The sequence below is a fragment of the Pseudomonas sp. 05N432 genome, assembly GCF_056396945.1.
On sequence record NZ_JBFTMM010000022.1, the window covers coordinates 181,757 to 205,499 of the forward strand.

Sequence of the window (23,743 nt, forward strand, 5' to 3'; positions counted from 1 at the left end):
ATGCAGGCACTGGACACGCTGCAACTTGTGCAAATCAATTTCTGGACCGTGGTCGCGGTGATTCTGTTCACCTGCCTGACGCACCGTGATCAATGGGCGGCACGTGCCGGTTTCGGAGCCTTGACCGCGCTGTTGTTGATCAATTACGTGGCCTGGCGGATTCGCGACACCTTGCCCGATGGACACGCAGGGTTTGCCTCGGTCTGGGCTTACGCGTTCCTGTTTTTCGAAATGCTGGCGATCGGCTACACGCTGTTTTCGATCATCGTCCTGCTCTGTCGCTCGGATCACCACGCCAGTGCCGATGCCGGGGAGCAACGTTTGCGTGCCCAGGGCCGCTCGGTGCCGGCGGTGGATGTGTTCATCGCCACCTACAACGAAGGCCTCGAGATCCTGGAAAAAACCATCATCGCCGCCCAGGCGATCGACTACCCCAACGTGACCATCTGGGTGCTCGACGATACCCGCCGCGACTGGTTGCGCGACTATTGCGCCGAGGTCGGTGTGCAATACGCCCGACGTCCCGACAATTCCCACGCCAAGGCCGGTAACCTGAACAACGGCCTGCGTCTGTCGGCGGCCAGCAGCAATGCGCCGTACATACTGGTGCTCGACGCCGACTTCGCCCCGCAGCAGCCGATCCTGATGCGCACCCTGGGATTGTTCGACGATCCCAAGGTCGGCCTGGTGCAGACGCCGCAGTTCTACTACAACCCCGATCCGATTCAGCACAACCTCGGTTCATCCAACTGCTGGGTCGACGAGCAGCGAGTGTTCTTCGACGTCTACCAGCYGGCCAAGGATGGTTGGGATACCGCGTTTTGCGTGGGCACTTCGTTTGTCGTGCGGCGTGATCTGATCACTGAAATGGGTGGCTTTCCGACGGGTTCGGTCTGCGAAGACATCTACACCAGCTGCCGTCTGCAGCAAAAAGGCTACGTCACCCGCTGGCTGAATGAGCGACTGTCGATTGGTTTGTCCGCCGAGGGGTTGACCGAGTACATCAATCAGCGTGGTCGCTGGTGCCTGGGGACGATCCAGGTCGCGCTGCTCAAAGAGGGCCCCTTGCGCGGTCGTGGCTACTCACTTAATGAACGGTTGCACTTCGTGCATGGCTTGATGCACTGGTTCTCCAAGCCATTCATCCTGATGATGCTGGTGTCGCCGGTGTTGTATTGGTATTTCGGTATTGCCGGGTTCTACGCCCATCCGGCGGATTTCATGGCCTTCGGTATGCCGGCGTTGATTGCATTCTGGGGCTACGGGACGTGGGTCACTGACCGGCGTACCTTGCCGATTTTTACCGAGGTCACCCAAATCGTCGCCTCACTGGCGGTGACGGCGACGATCCTCAGCGCCATGGTCCGGCCGTTCGGGCGACCCTTCAAGGTCACGGCAAAGGGCCTGGATCGTTCACGCACAACGGTCCACTGGAAGTTGTTCGGGTTCTTTTTTGCACTGACACTGTTCTCGCAAATAGGTGCTTACATCACCATCAGCAACGCGGCTGCGTTCGACGGCAATATGCTGTTCAACCTGTTCTGGACGGTGGTCGCGCTGATCTACAACCTGGCCACCCTGGTGGCGTGTGTTGACCGGCCACGCTTGCACGGCGAAGAGCGCTTTCCTTTCGATAAACCCAGTGGGTTACGCTTCGCCGGCAAAACCCTGGCGGGCCAACTGGTGGATATATCGCTGAGTGGCGCCTCCATTTCCTGTTCCGTTGCGTCATTGATCAAGCCCGGGCTGCGGGGGCAGGTGTGGGTCAATAAACTCGGCTGGCTGGATATCGAGGTCATGCGTCATCACGGCGAGGACCGTTTGGGCTTGAAGTTCATCGACCTTGACGAAACGCTTCGGCGCCGGCTGATCGCGCGGCTGTTCAGTGAGGCGCCGATCAACGTGGTCGGCAAGGCTGAGCCAGGCCTGGCTTTCGGCACCTTGTTGCGGCGTTCGTTGCTCGGCGAAAAGCGCACGGCACCGCGTTCGCGGCGACCGGTCAAGGCGCCGTCCTATAGCTCACTGCCTGGATTACGCCCGATCAGCTTCCGTTCGCGTCAGCAACCACTGCCGCAAATCAGCACCACCCGCTCAGGTCTTTGGGCTTTCCTTCTCACTCCGTTACGAGCCTTGCTCGGCCAACGTTTGTAGGTGCGCCTCATGAACAGACGCTTATCCACCTCATGTTTCATGTCGCTGTTATTGCTCGGCGGTTGTTCTCTGGAACCCAAATACGAGAAACCAGAGGCGCCGATCGACCAGCAATGGCCAGCCAGTTCGGCCAGTGACTGTTGCAGCGCCAAGCAGGCGTTCGACAAGGATTGGCACGGCTTCGTGCTCGATGACCGACTGCGCCAGTTGATCGACCTGGCCTTGAAGAACAATCGCAGCCTGCGTCAGTTCGAGGCGGGCGTCGAGGAGGCGAGGGCAGGGTACGCCGGTGCCGAATCCGGGCTGTTTCCCTCCATCGGACTCAACACCTACGCCGGCCGCAGCAAGTTTCCGTCACAGGTCAGGACGCAGGGAGGCGGCGTCAGTTCAGGCAGCACGTCCAACACCTTTCAGGCCAGCGGTGGCTTCACGTCTTACGAGTTGGACCTGTTCGGGCGCATCCGCAGTCAGCGAAACGCCGCAGGCGCACGCTTCGAGGCGACCGAGGCGGACTATCAGACGGCTCGCCTGGCGTTGATCGGTGAGGTGGCCAGCACCTGGCTTAGCCTCAAGGCCAATCAGAATCTGCTCGACCTCGCACAGAACACCTACAAGTCCCAGGACCACTACGGTGAGTTGTTGCGCAAGAGCTATAACCTGGGCTCCAGTGCTCAAATCGATGTTCACCAGGCGGATGCGCAAACCAACACGGCGGCGGTTCAGATCAACACGTACCGCATGCAGGTGGCGCAGGACATGAATGCGATGCGCGTGTTGGTCGGGCAGCCGGTGCCTGTTGGGTTGTTGCCCACTGGCGTGCTGGGGGAGCAGTTGGCAACCGCCGATGTGCCCGCCGGGTTACCGTCGTCACTGATTGCGCGGCGGCCCGACATCATGTCGGCCGAAGCCTCGTTGCGAGCTGCCAACGCGGACATCGGTGCAGCCCGCAGCGCTTATTTCCCGACCTTTTCGCTGACGTCGGCGGTGGGCGGCCTGACCGGTGACTTTTCGCGATTGTTGAGCGCGCCGGCCGAGTTCTGGTCGGTGGCTTTGGCGGGGTCGTTGACCCTGATCGACGGCGGTGCGCGAAAGGCGCAGGTGGACGCCAGCCATGCGCGGTTCAACGGGCAGACGGCGGCGTATGAAGCCACGGTGCAGAACGCTTTCCGCGAAGCAGCCAATGCCCTCAACGCCCGCCAGGAGATGCTCACCCAGGTCGACTATCAGAAGCGTCTGGTAGCGGATTATCAAGCAGCCTACCGACAATCCCGATTGCGTTTCGAGGCGGGGATGGACAGCTACTTTTCGACGATGGACGCGCAGCGTTCGTTATTCGACGCGCAGCAGAAGCTGACGCAAATGGAATTGGCGCGGGAGATCAATCAGGTGGACTTGTACAAGGCGCTGGGCGGGGGGTGGAGTCAGTCGGTGAAAATGGCGAATCGATAAACTGTGTTGTTCCGGCGGACCTCTTCGCGAGCAGGCTCGCTCCCACATTGGAATGGCGGTGTGATCACGATTGTGTGAACGCCGCTGAACCTGTGGGAGCGAGCCTGCTCGCGAATTCGATCTAGCGGGTGCCGCCGACTACAGCAGCCTGCGCAGTCCGCAACTCATGCCGGTTGCCACGGAACAGCACCAGCGTTGCGATCAGGCCAAGCACTGCCGCGCCGCTCAACCAGATACCCGGTGCGGCCTTGTTGTCCAGCACGTGGATCAGGTAGGTACAGGCCGCCGGGGTGAAGCCGCCAAAGGTCGCGGTCGCCAGGCTGTAAGCCAGGGAGAAACCGGTGGTGCGGACTTCAATCGGCATGATTTCGGTCAGGGCCACCACCATGGCGCCGTTGTACGAGCCATAGAGGAACGACAACCACAACTCGACGATCAGCAGATGGCTGAAGCTCGGGTTGGCGACCAGCCAGGATAGCGCCGGGTAAGCCGTCAGGATTGCCAGCGTGGTCGCCGCCAGCAGCAGCGGCTTGCGCCCGATCTTGTCCGACAGGGCACCCATCACCGGCAGCCAGAAGAAGTTCGACAGACCGATACACACGGTGACCAGCAACGCGTCGAAGTCCGACAGGTGCAGCTCGGCTTTACCGAACGTCGGGGTGTAGGCGGTGATCAGGTAGAACGACACGGTGGTCATGATTACCAGCGCCATGCCGGCCAGCACGATGCCGAAGTTCTGACTGATCGAACGGACGATATCTCTCAAGCTTGGGCGATGTTTACGCGCCTGGAATTCCGGGGTTTCTTCCAGCGAGCGGCGAATGATGAAAATCGCCGGCACGATCATGCAGCCGATCAGGAACGGTACGCGCCAGCCCCAATCACCCATTTGCTCAGGGCTCAGCCAGTGGTTGAGGCCCACACCCAGCAAACCGGCAAACACTACGGCGGCTTGTTGGCTGGCGGACTGCCAGCTGACAAAAAAGCCCTTGCGGCCAGGGGTAGCAATCTCGGCCAGGTAAACCGACACACCGCCCAATTCCACGCCCGCGGAGAAGCCTTGCAGCAAGCGGCCAAACAGTACGATCAGCGGCGCAGCGACGCCGAGGGTCGCGTAACCCGGCACACAGGCAATCAACACGGTCCCGGCCGCCATCAGCGCGAGGGTAATGATCAGGCCTTGGCGACGGCCGTGACGGTCGATGTAGGCGCCGAGAAAGATTGCACCGAGTGGACGCATGAGGAAGCCGGCACCGAAGGTGGCCAGTGACAACATCAGGGAAGCGAAAGCGCTGTCGGCAGGGAAGAAGGTTTTGGCGATGGCCGTGGCATAGAAGCCGTAGACCATGAAGTCGAACATCTCTAGGAAGTTGCCGCTGACAACGCGAAATATCGCTTTGCCTTTGCCCGTAGTCGAGGCCATTTGATCTTACTCACTTTGGCTGTCTTATTAGAAATCCCTGGTCTTGAAACATCCTTACTGACGGGGCTGGTCTGTGCCGGTACCTCGAACAGTTTTGTAACGATATGTGTAAGACGAACGGTAGGCAACCAATAGTTAGTGTGCTGCTTAAACGTTATAGCCATGAGCCAGCCCTCTCTCACAGTTCTATCGCATAATGGCGGGCCTTGGCGTTCTGTCGGGGGAACTCTTTGGGGAGGAGTGCGCGTTGTTGAACTGGCGATCGGGTGTTTTCGTGGCGCTTGTCGGCGCCTTGTCAGGCTGCGGTAATGGCGACACTCTGGAAAGCTTTGGCGGCCCGACCATGGGCAGCACGTATTCGGTCAAATACATCCGCCATCCGGGGACTCCCGGGCCGGTCGAGGTGCAGAAGCAGGTCGAGTTGATTCTGGCCGAGATCGACCGGCAGCTGTCGACCTACCGCAGTGATTCCGACATCGAGCGATTCAATGGTTTGCCGGCCAATAGTTGTCAGCCAATGCCGGCGCCGGTCTTGCAGTTGGTCAAGGTGGGCGAGCAACTGTCAGAGACGAGCGACGGCTCCTACGACCTGACGGTGGAGCCGCTGCTGAACCTTTGGGGATTCGGCCCACAATCGCGCGATGAAAAAGTCCCAAGCGCCGAAGCCTTGGCTCTGGCCCGACAACGCGTTGGTTATGCGCATCTGCGGATTGAAGGCGATCAGCTATGCAAGGACGCGCCGGTCGAGGTTGACTTCGGCAGTATTGGCGCCGGGTATGCCGTCGACAGGATCGCTGCGAAGTTGCAGGAAATGGGTATCGACAGCTTCATCGCCGATGCTACGGGCGAACTCAAGGCCATTGGCAAGAAACTCGACGGGTCGCCCTGGAAGATTGCGCTGGAGGAGCCACGCGATGACCAGCAGGTTGTCGAGCGGGTGATCACGCTGGACGGCAACGGTGTTTCGACCTCAGGCGACTACCGCAATTACTTCATGCAGGATGGCCGGCGCTATTCACACACGTTCGATGCCCGAACCGGCGCGCCGATCACCCATACCCTGGCGTCTGTCACGGTGATTCATCCTTCGACGCTGATGGCCGATGGCTTATCGACGCTGTTGCTGATTCTTGGCCCCGAGCGCGGCTGGGACTACGCCGAAAAGCATGATGTCGGTGCATTTTTTGTGATTCGAGCCGATACAGGCTTTGTCACGCGAACCAGTCAGGCTTTTGATCGCCTGAGTGCCGAAAAAGCCAAGTAAATACGGTGTGATGGACACTCATTGTTGGTGTTGTAGTGCAGGCAAAACTAGCCTACGACGCGACCAAGGGTTAATGTGCGCGGCGTTGACGCTTCTATAGACTGTGTCCGGGTTCTCGACTGACCCCAAATTGTTCCTTCATGCCGCAAGACCGGCATGATTTAGCCGCAGGTGCCAACGGGGTGCCGCGGCCTGTTCTGAGGAGTACGCATGGCTGTCTACAACTACGACGTGGTGGTGTTGGGTTCCGGCCCGGCGGGAGAAGGCGCGGCAATGAACGCCGCCAAAGCAGGGCGCAAAGTGGCGATGGTCGATAGTCGTCGCCAGGTCGGCGGCAACTGCACCCACCTTGGCACTATCCCGTCCAAGGCCTTGCGTCACTCGGTCCGGCAGATCATGCAGTTCAACACCAACCCGATGTTCCGGGCCATTGGTGAGCCGCGCTGGTTCTCGTTTCCGGACGTACTGAAAAGCGCCGAAAAAGTCATTGCCAAACAAGTCGCCTCGCGCACCGGTTACTACGCGCGCAATCGGGTCGACGTGTTCTTCGGCACCGGCAGCTTCGCTGACGAGCAAACCATCGAAGTGGTCTGCGCCAACGGCGTGGTCGAAAAACTGGTGGCCAAGCACATTATCATCGCCACCGGCTCGCGTCCGTATCGCCCGGCCGACATCGATTTCCACCACCCGCGTATCTACGATAGCGACACCATCCTCAGCCTCGGCCACACCCCGCGCAAACTCATCGTTTACGGCGCCGGCGTGATTGGTTGCGAATACGCCTCGATCTTCAGTGGTCTGGGCGTGCTGGTCGAACTGGTGGATAACCGCGGTCAGCTGCTGAGCTTCCTCGACTCGGAAATCTCCCAGGCGCTGAGCTACCACTTCAGCAACAACAACATCACCGTGCGTCACAACGAAGATTACGATCGCGTTGAAGGCGTGGACAACGGTGTGATCCTGCACCTCAAGTCCGGCAAGAAGATCAAGGCCGACGCCTTGCTCTGGTGCAACGGCCGTACCGGTAATACCGACGCGTTGGGTCTGGAAAACATCGGCGTGAAGGTCAACAGCCGTGGCCAGATCGAAGTTGACCAGAACTATCGCACCTGCATCCAGAACATCTACGGCGCAGGCGACGTGATTGGCTGGCCGAGCCTGGCCAGTGCCGCCCACGACCAGGGTCGTTCGGCCGCTGGCAGCATCGTCGATAACAACAGCTGGCGTTTCGTCAACGACGTACCGACCGGGATCTACACCATTCCGGAGATCAGCTCGATCGGCAAGAACGAGCAAGAGCTGACCCAGGCCAAAGTGCCGTACGAAGTCGGCAAGGCGTTCTTCAAGAGCATGGCGCGTGCGCAGATCGCCGGTGAGCCGCAAGGCATGCTGAAGATCCTGTTCCACCGCGAGACGCTGGAAGTGCTCGGCGTGCACTGCTTCGGTTACCAGGCATCGGAGATCGTCCACATCGGTCAGGCGATCATGAACCAGCCGGGTGAACAGAACACGTTGAAGTACTTCGTCAACACCACGTTCAACTACCCGACCATGGCCGAAGCCTATCGGGTAGCGGCCTACGACGGCCTCAACCGGCTTTTTTGAGCGGCTCCGGCCGGTGGCCTGAGCCGGCCGGGGAGACCGATTTCAGCAATTCTCGAGCGTGGCGCTGGCCAAACCGGGAAAGTCTGTAATCAGGCTGTCAACGCCGAAATCAGCGAGCCTGCGCATCAGCGCAGGTTCGTTGACTGTCCATACCGACACATGCAGGCCTTGTCGCTGCGCCTTCTGCAGGCGTTCCGGCGTACACAGGGTCCAGTTCAGCGCAAGAATCTCACAGCCATAGCTTTGCGCGACCTTCAACGGGTCGAGCCAGGCATATTCGGCGACCAGTCCACGCGACACATCCGGAACCAGATCCACTGCGGCCTTCAGCACTTCGCGCGAGCTCGAGGTGATGGTGACCTTGTCCAGCAAGCCAAACCGCTGCGCCATTTCGCGAATCGCCAGCACCGTCGTCGCCGCGCGCATGCGCGAAGCGCTCTTGACCTCCAGCTGCCAATGCTCGAAGTCGCATTTTTCGAACAGCTCTTCCAGCCGTGGAATCGGGCAGGGCTTGATCCAGCCCGGACCACCCTTGCGCGCATCGTAGGTCACCAGTTCTGCCGCCGTATGCTCGACCACCTTGCCGCGACGCTCGGTGGTGCGCTTGAGCGTCGGGTCGTGAATGACCATCAACTCGCCGTCCATGGACAGGTGCAGGTCCAGTTCGCAACGGCGTACGCCGTGCTTGAGGCATTCCTGGAAACTGATCAGGGTGTTTTCCGGTGCTTCGCCTTTGGCGCCGCGGTGGCCGTAGATTAGGGTCACGGGTCTTCCTTAATTAATTGCCTGATTCGTTTTGCTCGCGTGCCAGGCGTCGCTCATGCGCCTGTCTCTGCAAGATATAGCGGGCCAGCAGCTGTCGTTGCGCATCGGTCAGGGCTTCGAACTCGGTGCCAATCTCGAAGGTGCCGAAGCTTTCCGGTTCACAGTGAGTGACCTTGGCCCGCAACAGCAGGCCCAGCGCTTGCGGCATCAACAACAGCTTGATTGCCACATGGCTGCCGGCCGGGTAGGCGAGGTGGTGCTCGAACTCGATGCCGCCTTCCGACAGCACCACGGGCTGCGGCTCACCGAACTTGCCGAGCACGGTTTGTGCCACGACCTGACTCAGCAGGTCGATGCGCTTGTTCATGACCTTCAGATAGTTGGCGGTGTTTCGGTCCCGCTCACTGATCTGGCGCAGCAAATGCTGCGACTCGAATTCGCTCAGGTGCAGTTCGCTGAGCAGGTTGAACAGCGGGGAAGCATCCTGCAACACTTCCTGACCTGCCGCTTCGAGGGCAGACAGGGGCCGAATTTCCAGTGCGATCGTGTCCTCGATACGGTAGTATTCGCGGCGATCTTCTTCATCTAATGTCGACATGGCGAACCCATGGTAGCGGCGGTGGTCTGAGTGTAAAGCTGGTTATCGACCCCCGCCACAAGGACGTTCCTTTTCCCTCCGAACAAGCCCCGACATGTTCAGACCTCTCTTCGTATTTATCGGCACGCGTTATACCCGTGCAAAGCGTCGCAATCATTTTGTGTCGTTCATTTCGTTGACCTCGATGATCGGACTCGCCCTCGGCGTCGTCGTGATGATTGTGGTGTTATCGGTCATGAACGGTTTCGATCATGAGATGCGCACCCGTGTGCTGGGCATGGTGCCCCACGCGACCATCGAGTCCGGCGAGCCCATCAGCGACTGGCAAAGCCTGGCGGCCAAGGTCCAGCAGAACCCGCAGGTGGTGGCGGTTGCGCCGTTCACCCAGATGCAGGGTTTGCTGACCAACAACGGCCAGGTGCAGAAAGTCCTGCTCAATGCAGTCGACCCGGACCAGGAGCGCAAAGTCTCGATCATCGACAACTTCATGACGCAGGGCAAACTCGACGACCTGTCGCCGGGCAGCTTCGGCATCGTGATCGGTGACAAGGCCGCGACCAAGCTCGGCGTGGGTCTCGGCGACAAGCTGACCTTCGTCGCCCCGGAGGTCACCGTGACCCCGGCCGGGATGTTTCCGCGGATGAAGCGCTTTACCGTGGTCGGCATTTTCCATGTCGGCGCCGGTGAGCTGGACGGCTACCTGGGGCTGACCAATCTGGATGACCTGGCGCGCCTGCATCGCTGGAAGCCGGATCAGGTCCAGGGCTTGCGGCTGAAGTTCGACGATTTGTTCCAGGCACCTCGCACTGCCTGGAACATTGCGCAGAACCTGGACGGAGACCATTACTACGCCCGTGACTGGACCCGCACCCACGGCAACCTGTATCAGGCGATCCGCATGGAAAAAGCCATGATCGGCCTGCTGTTGCTGCTGATCGTTGCGGTGGCCGCGTTCAACATCATTTCCACGCTGGTGATGGTGGTGAACGACAAGAAGGGTGACATCGCAATCCTGCGAACCCTCGGTTCCACACCGGGCCAGATCATGGCGATCTTCATGGTCCAGGGCACGGTGATCGGTGTAGTCGGCACGGCGATCGGTGCCGTGGTCGGGATGTTCGCCGCACTGAATGTCAGCGCCGCGATTTCCGCCCTCGAAGGCCTGATCGGGCACAAATTCCTTAACGCCGACGTGTACTTCATCGACTACCTGCCGTCGCAACTGATGGCCGAAGACGTGTTGATGGTCTGCGGCGCGGCGTTGGTCCTGAGTTTCCTCGCCACCCTTTATCCAGCCTGGCGTGCTGCGCGCACCCAGCCTGCGGAGGCGCTACGTTATGAGTGATTTGGGTATGAGTACTAAAGCAGTCTTGAGTTGCCGCGACCTGGGTAAAGCCTACGAGGAAGGCCCGGAATCGGTAGTGGTGTTGTCCGGTTTGCAGCTTGAGCTGCACCCGGGTGAGCGCGTGGCGATTGTCGGTACCTCCGGTTCCGGTAAAAGTACCTTGCTCAACCTGCTCGGCGGCCTCGATACGCCAACCAAAGGCAGTGTATGGCTGGCCGGTGAAGAGCTGTCGGCGCTCAACGAAAAGGCCCGTGGCCTGTTGCGTAACCGCTCGCTGGGCTTCGTTTACCAGTTCCACCACTTGCTGCCCGAGTTCACCGCGCTGGAAAACGTCTGCATGCCGCTGTTGATCGGCCGCACCGCGATCCCGGAAGCCCGTCAGCGCGCCACGGCCTTGCTGGAACGGGTAGGGCTGGGCCATCGTCTGGAGCACAAACCGGCCGAACTGTCCGGTGGTGAACGCCAGCGCGTGGCCATCGCCCGCGCGTTGGTGAACAAGCCAGGGCTGGTGATGCTCGATGAGCCGACCGGTAACCTCGACTCCCATACCGCCCAGGGCATTCAGGACCTGATGCTGGAACTCAGCACGTCGATGCGCACCGCGTTCCTGGTGGTGACCCACGACATGAACCTGGCCCGCCAGATGGATCGCGTCCTGCACCTGCAGGAAGGTCGCCTCACTCCCATCTGATTGGCCTAAACCCGGCACGACTGAAAAGCGTGTCGGGTCTTTTATTTTTATACGGTGCCCCAGCGAATGTTCAGACCGTTATCGATCTTTATCGGCACGCGCTATACCCGCGCCAAGCGCCGCAATCGCTTTGTTTCGTTTATCTCGATGACCTCGATGATCGGCCTCGCCCTGGGCGTGCTGGCGATGATCGTGGTGTTGTCGGTGATGAACGGCTTCCAGCGCGAAATGAGCTCGCGCATCCTCGGCATGGTGCCCCACGCAACCATCGTTGGCGTCAAGCCGATCGACGATTGGCAGCCTGTCGCGGCCGCCGCGATGAAGAACCCTGAAGTGACCGCCGCCGTACCATTCACCGAGATGGAAGGCATGCTGTCCTACAAGGGCTCGATGCAGCCGATCCAGATCAGCGGCGTTGATCCGGCACAGGAAGGCAAAGTCTCCATCGTCGCCCAGCACATCGTGCAGGGACGTCTGGACGACTTGAAGCCAGGCGAGTTCGGGGTGGTGGTCGGTGAAATCACCGCACGCCGCTTCCGCTTGAACGTCGGCGACAAAATCACCCTGATCGTGCCGGAAGTCAGCACCGCACCGGGTGGTATCACCCCGCGCATGCAGCGGCTGAACGTGGTTGGCGTGTTCAAGGTCGGTGCCGAACTCGACGGCTCGATGGCGCTGATCCACGTTGCCGATGCGGCGCAAATGCAGCATTGGGAACCGAATCAGGTGCAAAGCGTGCGCCTGGCGGTGAAAGACTTGTACGCCGCACCGAAGGTCTCGTCAGACATCGCTGGCGGCCTGGGCGTTGATTTCAAGGCCGATGACTGGACCCACACTCAAGGCAGTCTGTTCAGCGCCATGAAAATGGAAAAAACCATGATCGGCCTGTTGCTGCTGATGATCGTGGCGGTCGCTGCGTTCAACATCATCGCCACCTTGATCATGGTGGTGAACGACAAGGGCGCGGACATCGCGATCCTGCGGACCATCGGCGCCACGCCTCGGCAGATCATGGCGATCTTCATGGTTCAGGGCACGGTGATCGGTGTCGTCGGCACGCTGATTGGCGGCGTCCTCGGGGTGATCGCAGCGTTGAACGTGAGTGAGATGGTCGGTTGGCTGGAGCGCGTGACGGGTCAGCATATCTTCAGTTCCGACGTGTACTTCGTCAGCAACTTGCCGTCGGAATTGCAGGGCGGTGACGTGCTGCTGATCTGCTCGGCGGGCTTCATCATGAGCTTCCTGGCCACGGTATACCCGGCCTGGCGCGCTGCGAAGATCGAACCGGCGACCGCGTTGCGCTATTCGTAAGTCGTTACACCGCTATCGTTGGATCGCCGCCCGGAGCAAGCTCGCTCCCACAGGTGACCGAGTTGAACCGCTAATTTGCGGCTAACACAGGTCCAATGTGGGAGCGAGCCTGCTCGCGATGGGGCCAGCCAGTCTGGCCTCAAACCCCCTTCGGCAACGCCATTAAAAACCGTGTCCACCCCTGGCCTGACTCGCAACGAATCGTCCCGCCATGGGCGCGGATGATTGACTGGGTGATCGCCAACCCCAATCCTGCATGCTCGCTACTGCCTTCATGGCGCGCCGGGTCTGCGCGGTAGAACCGGTCAAACAAGCGTGGCAACAGCGCTTCGGAAACCCCCTCGCCACTGTTTTCAACGGTCAGGCTCAAGCCCTTCGGCTCATCGACAATCCGCACCTCAATCGCACCGTTTGGCGGGGTGAAGCGCAGCGCGTTGTCCAGCAGATTGGAGAGGGCACGGCGCAACATGTTGCGGTCGCCATTGAGGCTGGCGTCGCCGAGACGGGTCAGCTTGACCCGTGCGTCTTCGGCCAATGGTGCGTAAAACTCCAGCAACAGATCCACTTCCTCGGCCAGTCGCAGCGGTTCGCGTTTTGGCGTCAGCAAGCCGTGATCGGCCTTGGCCAGATACAGCATGTCGTTGACCAGTTGCGCCATCCATTGCAGCTCTTCGAGGTTGCTGTGCAGCGCCTCACGGTAATCTTCCAGGTCGCGCGGGCGGGTGAGGGTGACCTGAGTGTGGGTCAGCAGGTTCGACAACGGCGTGCGCAGTTCGTGGGCAATGTCGGCCGAGAAGGCTGAAAGCCGCTGGAACGAGTCGTCGAGACGGCAGAGCATGGCGTTAAACGTGTGAGCCAGATTGGCGAGCTCGGCGGGCATTTGATCTTCGGGCAGGCGTTGGGTCAGCGAGCTGGCGGACACCCCGGCGGCCACTTCACTCATGCGTCGCAATGGCCGCAAACCACTGCGCGCCGCCCACGCGCCGAGCAGCGCGGTGGCCAGCGCCGACAGGCCGACGGTCAGCCAGATCAAATGCTGCATGCGCTGCAAAAAGTGCTGATGGTGGGTGATGTCGAGCATCAGAATCAGTTGCGCGGAGTCGGCTTTATCCGGCTCCAACGCGGCGCTGTAGACCCGATACTCCGTGCCGGTGCTGTGCAAACTGTGAAGACCGGACTGGGTTGGCAAGTCGTCGGGGAGGTTCGCTGCGCTGTCGAACCACACGCGACCATCGGCGCCGCGCACCCGCAATGCCAGGTCCGGCTGATGGCTCATTTCATCCTGCAGTCCGGCTTTTCGTTCGGCGAACAACCGCGGGTCGTCGGCGCCGGCCAAGACGCTGCGCAGGGCGATCAGCTTGCCGTCGAGCAATTGCTGGTCGAGTTCAATGAAGTGCGTCTCGCTGGCGCGGCTGAACAGCACACCAGCGAACAATGAAACCACCGCCGTACAGGCGGCAAACAGCAAGGCCAGACGGCCGCTCAGGGACAGGCGGCGCATCAGGCGGGACGCTCTTCAAGCACGTAGCCCATGCCGCGTACGGTATGAATCAACTTGTTCGGGAAGTCGTCGTCGATCTTCAGGCGCAGGCGGCGGATCGCCACTTCAATGACATTGGTGTCACTGTCGAAATTCATGTCCCAGACCTGCGAAGCGATCAGCGATTTGGGCAGTACTTCGCCCTGGCGGCGCAAGAGCAGTTCCAGCAGGGCGAATTCCTTGGCGGTCAGGTCGATGCGCTGGCCGCCGCGCTCGACCCGACGGCGAAACAGGTCCAGCCGCAAATCGGCCAGTTGCAGACTGGTTTCCTGCGACGTCGCGCTGCCGCGACGTAACAGGCTGCGCACGCGGGCCAGCAATTCGGAAAAGGCGAACGGCTTGACCAGGTAATCGTCGGCGCCCAGTTCCAGGCCATGAACCCGGTCTTCGACGGCATCGCGGGCGGTGAGAAACAGCACCGGGATATCCAGGCCGGCGCTACGCACCGCTTGCAATATCTGCCAGCCGTCACGGCCGGGGAGCATCACGTCGAGAATCAGCAGCGCGTAATCGCCGGTCAGCGCCAGATGCTGGCCGGTGTTGCCGTCGGCTACCAGCTCGACGTTGAAACCGGCCTCGGTCAGGCCTTGGCGCAAGTAGTGGCCGGTTTTCGGTTGGTCTTCGACGATCAGCAATTTCATGGGCAGCTCGAGGTCAATGGAACAGGTGCGTTATACCGTGGCAGGCTGTCATGCAGTGCAACCTTACAAAGTTGTAATCTGGCTGTCAGCTGGCTGGCAGCGGCGCAACAGTAGAGTTTCCCATAGGCTGAACCTTCTCTTGTTGGAGTGAGATCATGTTTTTGCGTCATCGATTGGTACTTGCCGGCTGCTTGTTGGCGTTGAGCTTTCCCGTGTGGGCGTCGCCAGCACAGACCTACGACTTCGGCACACCGGCCCCGGCGGCGAAGGCTACGCGCAGCGTCGAAATCGTGATGAGCGACATGTCGTTCACACCCAAGACGCTGGACATCAAAGCCGGTGAGACGGTGCGCTTTGTACTGATCAATAAAGGCCAGTTACTGCACGAGTTCAACCTGGGTGACGCGGCGATGCATGCTGCGCATCAACAGGAAATGCTGAAAATGCAACAGGGCGGCATGCTCACCCCGACCATGATGAAAAGCGCTCCCATGGACCACGGTTCGATGGCGGGCATGGGTCACAACTCGATGCCAGGCATGGATCACGGCGCAAGCATGAAGCACGACGATCCGAACAGCGTGCTGATTGAACCGGGCAAAACCGCCGAATTGACCTGGACCTTCAAGAAAGCCAGCAACCTGGAGTTCGCCTGCAATATTCCCGGCCACTATCAGGCGGGCATGGTCGGCAAATTGACTGTCAGTCAGTAAGCACTCAAAGGCGGGAGCAAAGGCTGGTAGAATCCGCTGATTCTTTAGTCAGGTTTCCGTCATGCATCCCGCAGCCGAACATTCGCCGCTGGGCAAATCCAGCGAATACATCGCCACGTACACGCCGTCCTTGCTGTTCCCGATCCCGCGCACCGCGAAATGGGCCGAGCTGGGCCTGACGGCGCAAACCCTGCCGTACAAGGGCGTGGATTTCTGGAACTGCTTCGAACTGTCCTGGCTGCTGCCATCGGGCAAGCCGGTGGTGGCCATTGGCGAATTCAGTATCCCGGCGGACTCGCCGAACATCATCGAGTCCAAATCGTTCAAGTTGTACCTTAACTCGCTGAACCAGACGCCGTTCGCCGATACCCAAAGCCTTGAAGCCACGCTGGTGAGCGATTTGTCGGCGGCCGCGGGCAAACCGGTGGGTGTGCGTATTCGCAGTTTGAGCGAGGTCGAGGCCGAAGGCGTTGTAGCGCTGCCGGGCGTGTGCATCGATGATCTGGACATCAGCGTCAGCAACTACGAGCATCCGCGCCCGGAACTGCTGCGTTGCGATGATTCGCGCATCGTTGAAGAAAGCGTGCACAGCCACCTGCTCAAATCCAATTGCCCGGTCACCAGCCAGCCGGACTGGGGCAGTGTCGCGGTCGAGTACCGTGGCGCGGCGCTGGATCACGCCAGCCTGCTGGCCTATCTGGTGAGCTTCCGCCAGCACTCGGACTTCCATGAGCAGTGCGTAGAACGGATCTTCCTCGACCTGCAGCGCTTGCTGAAACCGGAAAAACTGACCGTGTATGCGCGTTACGTGCGTCGCGGCGGGCTGGATATCAACCCGTATCGCAGCACTGAAGAAGTGCAACTGCCGAACCACCGCCTGGTCCGTCAATGAAGATCTAATGTGGGAGCGGGCTTGCTCGCGAAGGCGGAGTTACATTCAACATTGATGCTGAATGTGATGGCCCCTTCGCGAGCAAGCCCGCTCCCACAGGGATTGCATTGCAGATCGCACAAATGAAAAAGCCCCGCTATCGCTAGCGGGGCTTTTTTGCATTCGCAGGGTCAGATTCCGATGTTGCCCAGGGTCTGCACGATGTTGCGCAACACGGTGGCCAGCGCCGGGTGGTCCACTTCAAAACGCTCCACGGCAAGGTTGACGCCGTCCGCCAGGCTGCTGTCCTGCGTCGCGGTTTCGAGTTTGATCTGCGCCTCAATCTTCTGCATCAGTTCTTGCAGGTGTTCACGCTCTTCCAGCGTGAGTGGGGGGTTCTGCTCCAGTTGCTCGCGCAGGGCGTTGAGCTGTTCTTGCAGTTCGCGGGCAGGCATGGCGTTCTTCCTTTTATCGATAGGCACTGGCATAGACCGCAGCGATGGGCCAAAGGTCTGCATCTGGCCTTTAGATTAATCCACTGGCGAGCGAAGTGCATGATCTTGATCAAGAAGGGCCAATCAGGGCTTTTCACCCTTGCGTCGGCGCAGGCCGATGTCTGACAGGCAGGTGTCGAGTTCACCCAGATGATCGATCACCGAGTGCACGCCAAGGCCGAACAGCTGCACGGTCGCCTTGCCGCGCTTGAGCTCGCGCTCCTGCTGATTCAAGGCTTGCCACTCGCTGGGCGTCATCCCGCAGAGCGAGCCACAGGACGCCAGGCCGATGGTCCAGAGCCCGGCATTGAGGCCTGATTGCAGCAAGCGCGGTTCGCCGCTGACCAGCACGCAACCGTCCAGGCGATCGATGTTCAGCGCCATCAAGGCTTGCCAGCACGCATCGGGGGACGGCCATTGCCCCCTGTTCAGCGTGTGCGGGCTGGCGGTGATCCAGTCCGGCAGAGAGGTGGCCAGCGCGAGGCTTTGCGCGTGCGGCAACTCGTCGAGCCAGGCACACGGAATACCTTGAAGTTGCAGGCGGTTCAGCGCTTCCAGGGCGCCCGGTGTCGGGTGCGCTCGTTCAGCGCTGTCGTGATCGCTCTGACGGCTGCGGGCGCCGAAATCCACCAGACAGCCGCTGAGACCGAAAAGCACAGCGGTCGGGTTGGGAGTGGTGTGGGGAAGGGCTTGAGCATGAGGCATTTCAACGTCCCTGAAATAATTCCGGAGATTAGGGATGCCCCATGACAGTTGAGTGACATCGGGATGAATCAGCCGCACCAGGGCCGGTTCGCCGTAGGGTGTTTCACGGGTGACTGCCTAAAAATACTTATCCACCTTATACTAGCGCGCTTATCGCCCGGGTATTGAGGCCCGCGCCAGTACGGTCCAAGGAGTTTTTTGCTATGCGCTGGAGCAATCGTCTAGCTCGACTATGTATGTGTGCCAGTGTGTTGCTGGTTCCGTTCGCTGCCCAGGCGGCGTCGGAAGATGACCCTTGGGAAAGCATCAACCGTCCGATCTACAAGTTCAACGATGTACTGGACACCTACGCCTTGAAGCCGATTGCTCAGGGCTATCAGTTCATTACGCCGACGTTTCTCTCGGACGGCATTCACAACATGTTCCGCAACATCGGTGACGTCGGCAACCTGGCCAACGACATCCTGCAGGCCAAGCCGCGCGCCGCTGGCGTCGATACGGCTCGCGTGCTGATGAACACCACCATCGGCCTGGCCGGGTTCTTCGATGTGGGCACTAAAATGGGCCTGCAACGCAACGACGAAGACTTTGGCCAGACCCTTGGCCATTGGGGCGTGCCTAGCGGTCCTTACGTAATGCTGCCGTTTTTCGGCCCGAGCACGGTGCGTGATGCACCGTCCATATACGTCGATACCTACGCCAAACCCTACCGCTACATGAATGACATTCCGGCGCGCAACATGGCGCTTGGTATGAGTGTGATCGACACCCGTGCCAGCCTGTTGTCGAGCGAGAAGCTGATCACCGGCGACAAATACATCTTCATTCGCAACGCATACCTGCAGAACCGCGAGTTCAAGGTCAAAGACGGCAAGGTGGAAGACGATTTTTAAATCGTCACCCGCGCAACAACAAGAAGGCGGCCATTTGGCCGCCTTCTTTGTTTATGTTCGTGCTCAATTCATTTTCAGGATTGTAAGCCCAAGTTTCTGGCCACCAGCGTCCTGTTGAGTCACCCAGACCACTTCGGTCTCGGCTTCCAGGCCCTTGAGCGCTGCGTGCTCGGAATCGATGCGTACGTTCAGCGTGTCGCCCACCTGGAACGAACGGGCAGCCTGAACCTGCATACCGCTGCTGGAAAGGTCGATACAGATGGCTGGAATCAAATCGCCGGCGTGAATCAATGTGATATCCGCATCGACCCGCATGCGGATGTAGTCGCGCTTTTCACTGTAGTCACGATCGCTTTGGTTCATGGGCTCGATCCTTCCTTTGTGTTGCGGTTTTGGCTGTTCTTATAACTCCCGGTGATTTGCGATGTAAAGACGCCAGGTGACCATCGGCGTGAGCTTGAAACGCCTCGCGGATGGGAGTACCGTCTGCGCCTTAGAAGGGCACCTCTGATGAACACGCTTGTAGGGCAAATGCTCGAAAGCGGTGCGACAGAGAGGCTAGAAAGCGAATCCAGTAGTGTGTGCCGGGCCGAATGCCCTGCCAGCTACGCCAACCTAATTCTGGCGCCGTTTGCCCACATGCAAAAAACCAGTGCCACGCTGCTGATAATCGATGACGACGAAGTAGTACGCGCGAGTCTCGCGGCCTATTTGGAAGACAGTGGGTTCAGCGTCCTTCAGGCCAGTAATGGCCAGCAGGGGCTTCAGGTATTCAAGAAAAACCAACCCGACCTGGTGATCTGCGATCTGCGCATGCCGCAGATGGGCGGGCTCGAACTCATTCGTCAAATCACTGACCTTTCGCCGCAAACGCCGGTGATCGTGGTCTCGGGTGCCGGCGTGATGAACGACGCCGTCGAGGCCTTGCGCCTGGGCGCCGCGGACTACCTGATCAAGCCGCTGGAAGATCTGGCCGTACTCGAGCACTCCGTGCGCCGGGCCCTGGATCGTGCGCGCCTGCTGCTGGAAAACCAGCGTTATCGGGTAAAACTCGAAACCGCCAACCGCGAGCTCGAAGCCAGCCTGAACCTGTTGCAGGAAGACCAGAACGCCGGGCGCCAGGTGCAAATGAACATGCTGCCGGTCAGTCCCTGGGCGATTGACGAGTTCAAGTTCGCGCACCAGATCATCCCGTCTCTGTACCTGTCGGGCGACTTTGTTGACTACTTTCGGGTCGACGAGCGCCGGGTAGCCTTCTACCTGGCAGACGTTTCAGGCCATGGCGCTTCATCGGCATTCGTGACCGTGCTGCTGAAATTCATGACCACGCGCTTGCTGTTCGAATCCAAGCGCAACGGCACATTGCCGGAATTCACTCCTTCAGAAGTCCTTGGTCATATCAACCGAGGGCTGATCAGCTGTAAGCTGGGCAAACATGTCACGATGGTCGGTGGAGTCATCGACGAGGAGACGGGTTTGTTGACCTATAGCATCGGCGGACACCTGCCGTTGCCAGTGTTGTACACGCCAGACAGTGTGGGTTATCTCGAAGGGCGCGGCCTGCCGGTGGGCTTGTTCAATGAAGCCACCTACGAAGACCACGTTATCGAGCTGCCACCGACGTTCAGCCTGACGCTGATGTCTGATGGCATTCTGGACCTTTTGCCAGAACCTACACTCAAAGAGAAAGAGGCTGCCTTACCTGAACGGGTAAGAACGGCGGGCGGCAGCCTGGATGGCTTGCGGCAGGTTTTTGGATTGGCCACGCTAGGGGAGATGCCGGATGATATCGCCCTGTTGGTGTTGAGCAGGAATCTTTAATGAGTACCGGTAGAATCCAGTTCGCCGAGCAGGACGGCACCTTCGTCCTGAAGTTCGTCGGTGAAGTTCGCCTGACCCTGTGTTCGGCGTTGGATGCGACTATTGAGCGGATCTTCAGCGCGTTGAATTTCAACGCGATCGTGATCGATCTGACCGAAACCCGCAGCATCGACAGCACCACCCTGGGCCTGCTGGCCAAGCTGTCGATCATGTCGCGGCAAAAGATCGGCCTGCTGCCGACCGTCGTCACCACCCACGAAGACATCACGCGGCTGTTGGAGTCCATGGGCTTCGAGCAGGTGTTCAACATCGTTGACCGCCCGATTCCATGCCCGGAATGCCTGACCGACCTGCCTGACCAGGATCAGTCCGAAGAAGTGGTGCGGATCAAGGTGCTGGAAGCGCACAAGATCCTCATGGGCCTGAACGACTCCAACCGCGAAGCATTCCATGACTTGGTGAACGCCCTGGAGCGTCACTGATCCGCTGAATCTGTGCCTTCTTCACTGGCCTCATCGCGAGCAGGCTCGCTCCCACACTAGTTTTGTGTAGATCACGCTACCCCTGTGGGAGCGAGCCTGCTCGCGATGGGGCCAGACTGCAACCCATTGTTCTGGCGCGAAGCTCATACAATTCCCGCGGCCAGCCGCACAAAAAAGGGCGAACCTGTGAAGGTTCGCCCTTTTTGCGCTTGCCGGAATCAAATCACAGCTTGGCTTGCAGCAACGCCTCAAGCTTTTCCTGGTCACGAGCGAACTGACGAATGCCTTCAGCCAGTTTCTCGGTGGCCATGGCGTCCTCGTTCGACGCCCAGCGGAACTGCGCTTCAGTCAGGCTCTGACGTGCTTCGCCGGCATGGCCTGGCGCCAGCTTGCGTTCCAGCTTACCGGTGTCGGCCGCCAGTTTCTCGATCAGGTCCGGGCTGATGGTCAGGCGATCACAGCCGGCCAGTTGCTCGATCTGGTTGAGGTTACGGAAGCTCGCACCCATGACCACAGTCTTGTAGTCATTGGCCTTGTAGTAGTTGTAGATGCGCGTCACCGACTGCACACCCGGATCATCGGCGCCGGTGTAGTCGTTGCCGTTGGCCTTCTTGTACCAGTCGTAGATACGGCCCACGAACGGCGAAATCAGGAACACCCCGGCCTCGGCACAGGCAACCGCCTGGGCGAAAGAGAACAGCAGCGTCAGGTTGGTCTGAATGCCTTCGCGTTCCAGCTTCTCGGCGGCGCGGATGCCTTCCCAGGTGGAGGCGATCTTGATCAGCACACGGTCGCGGCCAATGCCGGCCTTTTCGTACAGCTCGATCAGACGGTGCGCACGCTTCAATACGGCGTCAGTGTCGAACGACAGGCGCGCATCCACTTCAGTGGAAATACGCCCCGGAATCACTTTCAGAATCTCTTGCCCGACCGCGACCCCAAAACGGTCGCTGGCCAAGCCTACGTCGCCTTTGCAGTCGCTGACGCAAGCGTTCAGCAAATTGGCGTAAGCAGGAATGGCCGCCGCTTTAAGCAGCAGAGAAGGGTTGGTGGTGGCATCCACCGGTTTAACGCGAGCGATTGCCTCGAAGTCGCCAGTATCGGCCACTACGGTGGTGAATTGTTTGAGTTGTTCCAGCTTGGAAGTCATGAGTGTGCTCTATCCTGTGGGTCTGTTGACATTACCCGAGCGCTGACAGCCACTCAAGGGCGCAAATGCGTAACAACGGCCTGGGCGGCAACAACCTGAGAACAGGCGTTTGAAAGGCCTGGCGCTATCCGTTAAATACGATGCTGAAATGGCTTACAGGTTCAAAGGAAGTGACGGACAGTGGTTATTGAAGTAATGACTACTGACTACTGATCAGCGCAGCCACGGCGAGATCGTTCAGTTCTGCGTCAGGTATTTCCTGTCTGAAGCGACTCAAGGCTGAGGTGAAATAGACCACTTCGAGCGTGCCGTCGCTGGCGAGGTAGAGCTGCGCCGCTTCTTGCTCTTGTGCGGAGTAGACGAGCTTGCGATTCTCGGTCGACTCCTGGCTGGCAGTGAAAGGCGAGAGCAGTATGCTGGCGAGGGTAAAACCGCTGAGTACGGTGACTTGCAACGGGCTATCTGTGTTACCGACACACAGGCCATCGCAGTGGGCGTAAGCAGTGGCAGAGGTTGCAGAGAGGAGGGCCAGGAGGGTGCAGCGCTTGAAAACAGCAGGATTGAACACGGGCATAACGAGAAGGACGTCCTGTCGACAGTACATCGGCGTAATTTCACAAGCAGGCAACACTTCTTGGTTACCTGCCAGCCCGCTGGTGCTAGCGAGACTCCGATGCGGCGCAATGATCCACGCTTTGCGCCTGCACAACAAGGAAGAGCTGCTTCAACCGGCGAGATAGAAAAACCTGCCTGTCAGCGCCCCTCCAGCAACTCCGCCGCCTGATCCAGCAACGCCAAAGGCTCTTTAGCCTTGTGAATATCCACCGACAACAACTGCCGAAACTTGCGCGCCCCCGGAAAACCGGTGCCCAAGCCCAGCACGTGCCGAGTGATATGGTGCATCGAACCGCCCGCATCCAGGTGCGCAGCGATATAAGGCCGCAACTGTGCCAGCGCCTCTGCCCGCGAAATCACCGGCGCCGTGCTGCCGAACAATTGCTGGTCCACCTCAGCCATCACATAAGGATTGTGATACGCCTCACGGCCCAGCATCACCCCGTCAAAGGTCTGCAAATGCTCGTGACAGGCCTCCAGCGTCTTGATCCCGCCGTTGAGAATAATCTCCAGCTCCGGAAAATCCGTCTTCAGCTGCGCCGCCACGTCATAGCGCAACGGTGGAATGTCCCGATTTTCCTTCGGCGACAACCCCTCCAGAATCGCGATCCGCGCATGCACCGTAAAACTCGTGCACCCAGCATCCCGAACCGTCCCGACGAAATCACACAGCTCAGCGTAACTATCCCGCCCATTGATCCCGATCCGATGCTTCACCGTCACCGGAATCGACACCGCATCGCGCATCGCCTTCACACACTCCGCCACCAACACCGGATGTGCCATCAGGCACGCACCAATCATATTGTTCTGCACCCGATCACTCGGACAGCCGACATTGAGGTTCACCTCGTCGTAACCGTGCTCCTGCGCCATGCGCGCGCACGCGGCCAGGTCGGCTGGGACGCTGCCGCCTAACTGCAAGGCCAGCGGGTGCTCGGCTTCGTTGTGGCGGAGGAAGCGCTCGTGATCGCCGTTGAGCAGCGCGCCGGTGGTGACCATTTCTGTGTAGAGCAGAGCGTGCTTGGAGAGCAGGCGCAGGAAGAAACGGCAATGGCGATCGGTCCAATCCATCATGGGTGCAACAGAAAACCTCCTGGATACCGAATGCACTGGAATTTCTAGGTTTTCTGCGGGTTTAGTCAGCATTTCTCTACTTCTCATTTGCCACTGTTTGCAACGGTTTTTGCTTATTTTAGGATGGTCGTTGCTACAA

23 protein-coding genes are annotated in these 23,743 nt (G+C 59.6%); 12 read left to right on the top strand and 11 right to left on the bottom strand.

The genetic code is table 11. The features are described from left to right. Nucleotides 1-2,151, top strand: coding sequence for a glycosyltransferase family 2 protein (locus tag AC1DHT_RS25410; protein WP_477761506.1), 2,151 nt, complete (start codon nucleotides 1-3; stop codon nucleotides 2,149-2,151). Between the two features lie 9 nt (nucleotides 2,152-2,160). Further along, a complete protein-coding gene (locus AC1DHT_RS25415) occupies nucleotides 2,161-3,600 on the top strand; it encodes an efflux transporter outer membrane subunit (protein ID WP_427544783.1) in 1,440 nt (479 codons plus the stop codon). Between the two features lie 121 nt (nucleotides 3,601-3,721). Here the strand turns inward: AC1DHT_RS25415 and tcuC are convergent, their stop codons facing one another. Continuing rightward, a complete protein-coding gene (gene tcuC / locus AC1DHT_RS25420; protein ID WP_427544785.1) occupies nucleotides 3,722-5,023 on the bottom strand; it encodes an MFS transporter in 1,302 nt (433 codons plus the stop codon). Between the two features lie 274 nt (nucleotides 5,024-5,297). Between tcuC and AC1DHT_RS25425 the strand changes: the two genes are divergently transcribed. Further along, the gene (locus tag AC1DHT_RS25425) at nucleotides 5,298-6,287 is read left to right on the top strand and encodes an FAD:protein FMN transferase (RefSeq protein ID WP_427544793.1); all 990 of its coding nucleotides are present in this window, start codon (nucleotides 5,298-5,300) and stop codon (nucleotides 6,285-6,287) included. A 210-nt stretch (nucleotides 6,288-6,497) separates the two neighbouring features. Continuing rightward, complete coding sequence (sthA, locus tag AC1DHT_RS25430; RefSeq protein ID WP_103315322.1) at nucleotides 6,498-7,892, top strand: Si-specific NAD(P)(+) transhydrogenase; 1,395 nt, start codon at nucleotides 6,498-6,500, stop codon at nucleotides 7,890-7,892. Between the two features lie 42 nt (nucleotides 7,893-7,934). On the opposite strand, the gene AC1DHT_RS25435 is transcribed toward sthA, so the two are convergent. Together AC1DHT_RS25435 and AC1DHT_RS25440 are read right to left on the bottom strand one after the other, a co-directional pair. Further along, complete coding sequence (locus AC1DHT_RS25435; RefSeq protein WP_427544787.1) at nucleotides 7,935-8,657, bottom strand: glycerophosphodiester phosphodiesterase; 723 nt, start codon at nucleotides 8,655-8,657, stop codon at nucleotides 7,935-7,937. Nucleotides 8,658-8,670: 13 nt separating this feature from the next. After that, nucleotides 8,671-9,255: a PilZ domain-containing protein gene (locus AC1DHT_RS25440; RefSeq protein ID WP_427544789.1), complete on the bottom strand. Its 585-nt coding sequence runs from the start codon at nucleotides 9,253-9,255 to the stop codon at nucleotides 8,671-8,673. A gap of 94 nt (nucleotides 9,256-9,349) precedes the next feature. Here AC1DHT_RS25440 and AC1DHT_RS25445 point away from each other — a divergent pair, with 94 nt between their 5' ends. The 3 genes from AC1DHT_RS25445 (at nucleotide 9,350) to AC1DHT_RS25455 (ending at nucleotide 12,602) form a co-directional block, all read left to right on the top strand. Then, nucleotides 9,350-10,600: a lipoprotein-releasing ABC transporter permease subunit gene (locus tag AC1DHT_RS25445; RefSeq protein ID WP_054593170.1), complete on the top strand. Its 1,251-nt coding sequence runs from the start codon at nucleotides 9,350-9,352 to the stop codon at nucleotides 10,598-10,600. A gap of 7 nt (nucleotides 10,601-10,607) precedes the next feature. Beyond that, the gene (gene lolD, locus AC1DHT_RS25450; protein ID WP_173859959.1) at nucleotides 10,608-11,291 is read left to right on the top strand and encodes a lipoprotein-releasing ABC transporter ATP-binding protein LolD; all 684 of its coding nucleotides are present in this window, start codon (nucleotides 10,608-10,610) and stop codon (nucleotides 11,289-11,291) included. A gap of 66 nt (nucleotides 11,292-11,357) precedes the next feature. Then, entirely contained in the window at nucleotides 11,358-12,602 is a 1,245-nt protein-coding gene (locus AC1DHT_RS25455; RefSeq protein WP_427544213.1) for a lipoprotein-releasing ABC transporter permease subunit, read from the top strand. A 139-nt stretch (nucleotides 12,603-12,741) separates the two neighbouring features. On the opposite strand, the gene AC1DHT_RS25460 is transcribed toward AC1DHT_RS25455, so the two are convergent. Both AC1DHT_RS25460 and AC1DHT_RS25465 read right to left on the bottom strand, forming a co-directional pair. Continuing rightward, nucleotides 12,742-14,103 carry a heavy metal sensor histidine kinase gene (locus AC1DHT_RS25460; RefSeq protein WP_427544210.1) on the bottom strand — a complete coding sequence of 454 codons (1,362 nt, stop codon included), beginning with the start codon at nucleotides 14,101-14,103 and terminating at the stop codon, nucleotides 12,742-12,744. Continuing rightward, nucleotides 14,103-14,783, bottom strand: coding sequence for a heavy metal response regulator transcription factor (locus AC1DHT_RS25465; protein ID WP_427544207.1), 681 nt, complete (start codon nucleotides 14,781-14,783; stop codon nucleotides 14,103-14,105). The genes AC1DHT_RS25460 and AC1DHT_RS25465 overlap by 1 nt, the downstream gene beginning before the upstream one ends. Nucleotides 14,784-14,938: 155 nt before the next feature. Here AC1DHT_RS25465 and copI point away from each other — a divergent pair, with 155 nt between their 5' ends. Further along, nucleotides 14,939-15,496, top strand: a complete 558-nt coding sequence (gene copI / locus AC1DHT_RS25470) for a copper-resistant cuproprotein CopI (protein WP_442114658.1) — start codon at nucleotides 14,939-14,941, stop codon at nucleotides 15,494-15,496. Between the two features lie 61 nt (nucleotides 15,497-15,557). After that, the gene (gene queF, locus AC1DHT_RS25475; protein WP_427530914.1) at nucleotides 15,558-16,388 is read left to right on the top strand and encodes an NADPH-dependent 7-cyano-7-deazaguanine reductase QueF; all 831 of its coding nucleotides are present in this window, start codon (nucleotides 15,558-15,560) and stop codon (nucleotides 16,386-16,388) included. A 170-nt stretch (nucleotides 16,389-16,558) separates the two neighbouring features. On the opposite strand, the gene AC1DHT_RS25480 is transcribed toward queF, so the two are convergent. Together AC1DHT_RS25480 and AC1DHT_RS25485 are read right to left on the bottom strand one after the other, a co-directional pair. Beyond that, a complete protein-coding gene (locus AC1DHT_RS25480) occupies nucleotides 16,559-16,822 on the bottom strand; it encodes a DUF4404 family protein (RefSeq protein ID WP_054593163.1) in 264 nt (87 codons plus the stop codon). A 123-nt stretch (nucleotides 16,823-16,945) separates the two neighbouring features. Continuing rightward, nucleotides 16,946-17,566 carry an HAD superfamily inactivated hydrolase PcrP gene (locus tag AC1DHT_RS25485; RefSeq protein ID WP_427544201.1) on the bottom strand — a complete coding sequence of 207 codons (621 nt, stop codon included), beginning with the start codon at nucleotides 17,564-17,566 and terminating at the stop codon, nucleotides 16,946-16,948. 203 nt (nucleotides 17,567-17,769) lie between these two features. Here AC1DHT_RS25485 and AC1DHT_RS25490 point away from each other — a divergent pair, with 203 nt between their 5' ends. Continuing rightward, entirely contained in the window at nucleotides 17,770-18,459 is a 690-nt protein-coding gene (locus tag AC1DHT_RS25490; RefSeq protein WP_054593161.1) for an MlaA family lipoprotein, read from the top strand. A 63-nt stretch (nucleotides 18,460-18,522) separates the two neighbouring features. On the opposite strand, the gene AC1DHT_RS25495 is transcribed toward AC1DHT_RS25490, so the two are convergent. Beyond that, entirely contained in the window at nucleotides 18,523-18,822 is a 300-nt protein-coding gene (locus tag AC1DHT_RS25495) for a PilZ domain-containing protein (RefSeq protein WP_427544198.1), read from the bottom strand. Nucleotides 18,823-19,098: 276 nt separating this feature from the next. Here AC1DHT_RS25495 and rssB point away from each other — a divergent pair, with 276 nt between their 5' ends. Together rssB and rssC are read left to right on the top strand one after the other, a co-directional pair. Then, nucleotides 19,099-20,280, top strand: coding sequence for a two-component system response regulator RssB (rssB, locus tag AC1DHT_RS25500; RefSeq protein WP_427544220.1), 1,182 nt, complete (start codon nucleotides 19,099-19,101; stop codon nucleotides 20,278-20,280). Continuing rightward, on the top strand, nucleotides 20,280-20,762 hold the full coding sequence (rssC, locus tag AC1DHT_RS25505; protein WP_427530924.1) for an anti-sigma factor antagonist RssC: 483 nt from the start codon (nucleotides 20,280-20,282) through the stop codon (nucleotides 20,760-20,762). Before rssB ends, rssC begins: the two co-directional genes overlap by 1 nt. Nucleotides 20,763-20,985: 223 nt before the next feature. Here rssC and tal read toward each other — a convergent pair whose 3' ends face one another. The 3 genes from tal to dusA form a co-directional block, all read right to left on the bottom strand. Continuing rightward, entirely contained in the window at nucleotides 20,986-21,912 is a 927-nt protein-coding gene (gene tal, locus AC1DHT_RS25510) for a transaldolase (protein WP_427530925.1), read from the bottom strand. Between the two features lie 199 nt (nucleotides 21,913-22,111). Then, on the bottom strand, nucleotides 22,112-22,486 hold the full coding sequence (locus tag AC1DHT_RS25515) for a DUF2388 domain-containing protein (protein ID WP_427544195.1): 375 nt from the start codon (nucleotides 22,484-22,486) through the stop codon (nucleotides 22,112-22,114). 179 nt (nucleotides 22,487-22,665) lie between these two features. Continuing rightward, the gene (dusA, locus tag AC1DHT_RS25520; RefSeq protein ID WP_477761507.1) at nucleotides 22,666-23,676 is read right to left on the bottom strand and encodes a tRNA dihydrouridine(20/20a) synthase DusA; all 1,011 of its coding nucleotides are present in this window, start codon (nucleotides 23,674-23,676) and stop codon (nucleotides 22,666-22,668) included. Between the last annotated feature and the right edge of the window lie 67 nt (nucleotides 23,677-23,743).

Excerpts from the sequence above, each read along its gene's own strand:
- AC1DHT_RS25495 (WP_427544198.1), bottom strand. The coding sequence starts at position 18,822 with ATGAACCAAAGCGATCGTGACTACAGTGAAAAGCGCGACTACATCCGC.
- sthA (WP_103315322.1), top strand. The coding sequence starts at position 6,498 with ATGGCTGTCTACAACTACGACGTGGTGGTGTTGGGTTCCGGCCCGGCG.
- AC1DHT_RS25445 (WP_054593170.1), top strand. The coding sequence starts at position 9,350 with ATGTTCAGACCTCTCTTCGTATTTATCGGCACGCGTTATACCCGTGCA.
- queF (WP_427530914.1), top strand. The coding sequence starts at position 15,558 with ATGCATCCCGCAGCCGAACATTCGCCGCTGGGCAAATCCAGCGAATAC.
- rssC (WP_427530924.1), top strand. The coding sequence starts at position 20,280 with ATGAGTACCGGTAGAATCCAGTTCGCCGAGCAGGACGGCACCTTCGTC.
- AC1DHT_RS25485 (WP_427544201.1), bottom strand. The coding sequence starts at position 17,566 with ATGCCTCATGCTCAAGCCCTTCCCCACACCACTCCCAACCCGACCGCT.
- AC1DHT_RS25460 (WP_427544210.1), bottom strand. The coding sequence starts at position 14,103 with ATGCGCCGCCTGTCCCTGAGCGGCCGTCTGGCCTTGCTGTTTGCCGCC.
- AC1DHT_RS25490 (WP_054593161.1), top strand. The coding sequence starts at position 17,770 with ATGCGCTGGAGCAATCGTCTAGCTCGACTATGTATGTGTGCCAGTGTG.
- AC1DHT_RS25415 (WP_427544783.1), top strand. The coding sequence starts at position 2,161 with ATGAACAGACGCTTATCCACCTCATGTTTCATGTCGCTGTTATTGCTC.
- AC1DHT_RS25515 (WP_427544195.1), bottom strand. The coding sequence starts at position 22,486 with ATGCCCGTGTTCAATCCTGCTGTTTTCAAGCGCTGCACCCTCCTGGCC.
- AC1DHT_RS25465 (WP_427544207.1), bottom strand. The coding sequence starts at position 14,783 with ATGAAATTGCTGATCGTCGAAGACCAACCGAAAACCGGCCACTACTTG.
- AC1DHT_RS25480 (WP_054593163.1), bottom strand. The coding sequence starts at position 16,822 with ATGCCTGCCCGCGAACTGCAAGAACAGCTCAACGCCCTGCGCGAGCAA.
- lolD (WP_173859959.1), top strand. The coding sequence starts at position 10,608 with ATGAGTACTAAAGCAGTCTTGAGTTGCCGCGACCTGGGTAAAGCCTAC.
- rssB (WP_427544220.1), top strand. The coding sequence starts at position 19,099 with ATGCAAAAAACCAGTGCCACGCTGCTGATAATCGATGACGACGAAGTA.
- copI (WP_442114658.1), top strand. The coding sequence starts at position 14,939 with ATGTTTTTGCGTCATCGATTGGTACTTGCCGGCTGCTTGTTGGCGTTG.
- dusA (WP_477761507.1), bottom strand. The coding sequence starts at position 23,676 with ATGCTGACTAAACCCGCAGAAAACCTAGAAATTCCAGTGCATTCGGTA.
- AC1DHT_RS25455 (WP_427544213.1), top strand. The coding sequence starts at position 11,358 with ATGTTCAGACCGTTATCGATCTTTATCGGCACGCGCTATACCCGCGCC.
- AC1DHT_RS25440 (WP_427544789.1), bottom strand. The coding sequence starts at position 9,255 with ATGTCGACATTAGATGAAGAAGATCGCCGCGAATACTACCGTATCGAG.
- tcuC (WP_427544785.1), bottom strand. The coding sequence starts at position 5,023 with ATGGCCTCGACTACGGGCAAAGGCAAAGCGATATTTCGCGTTGTCAGC.
- tal (WP_427530925.1), bottom strand. The coding sequence starts at position 21,912 with ATGACTTCCAAGCTGGAACAACTCAAACAATTCACCACCGTAGTGGCC.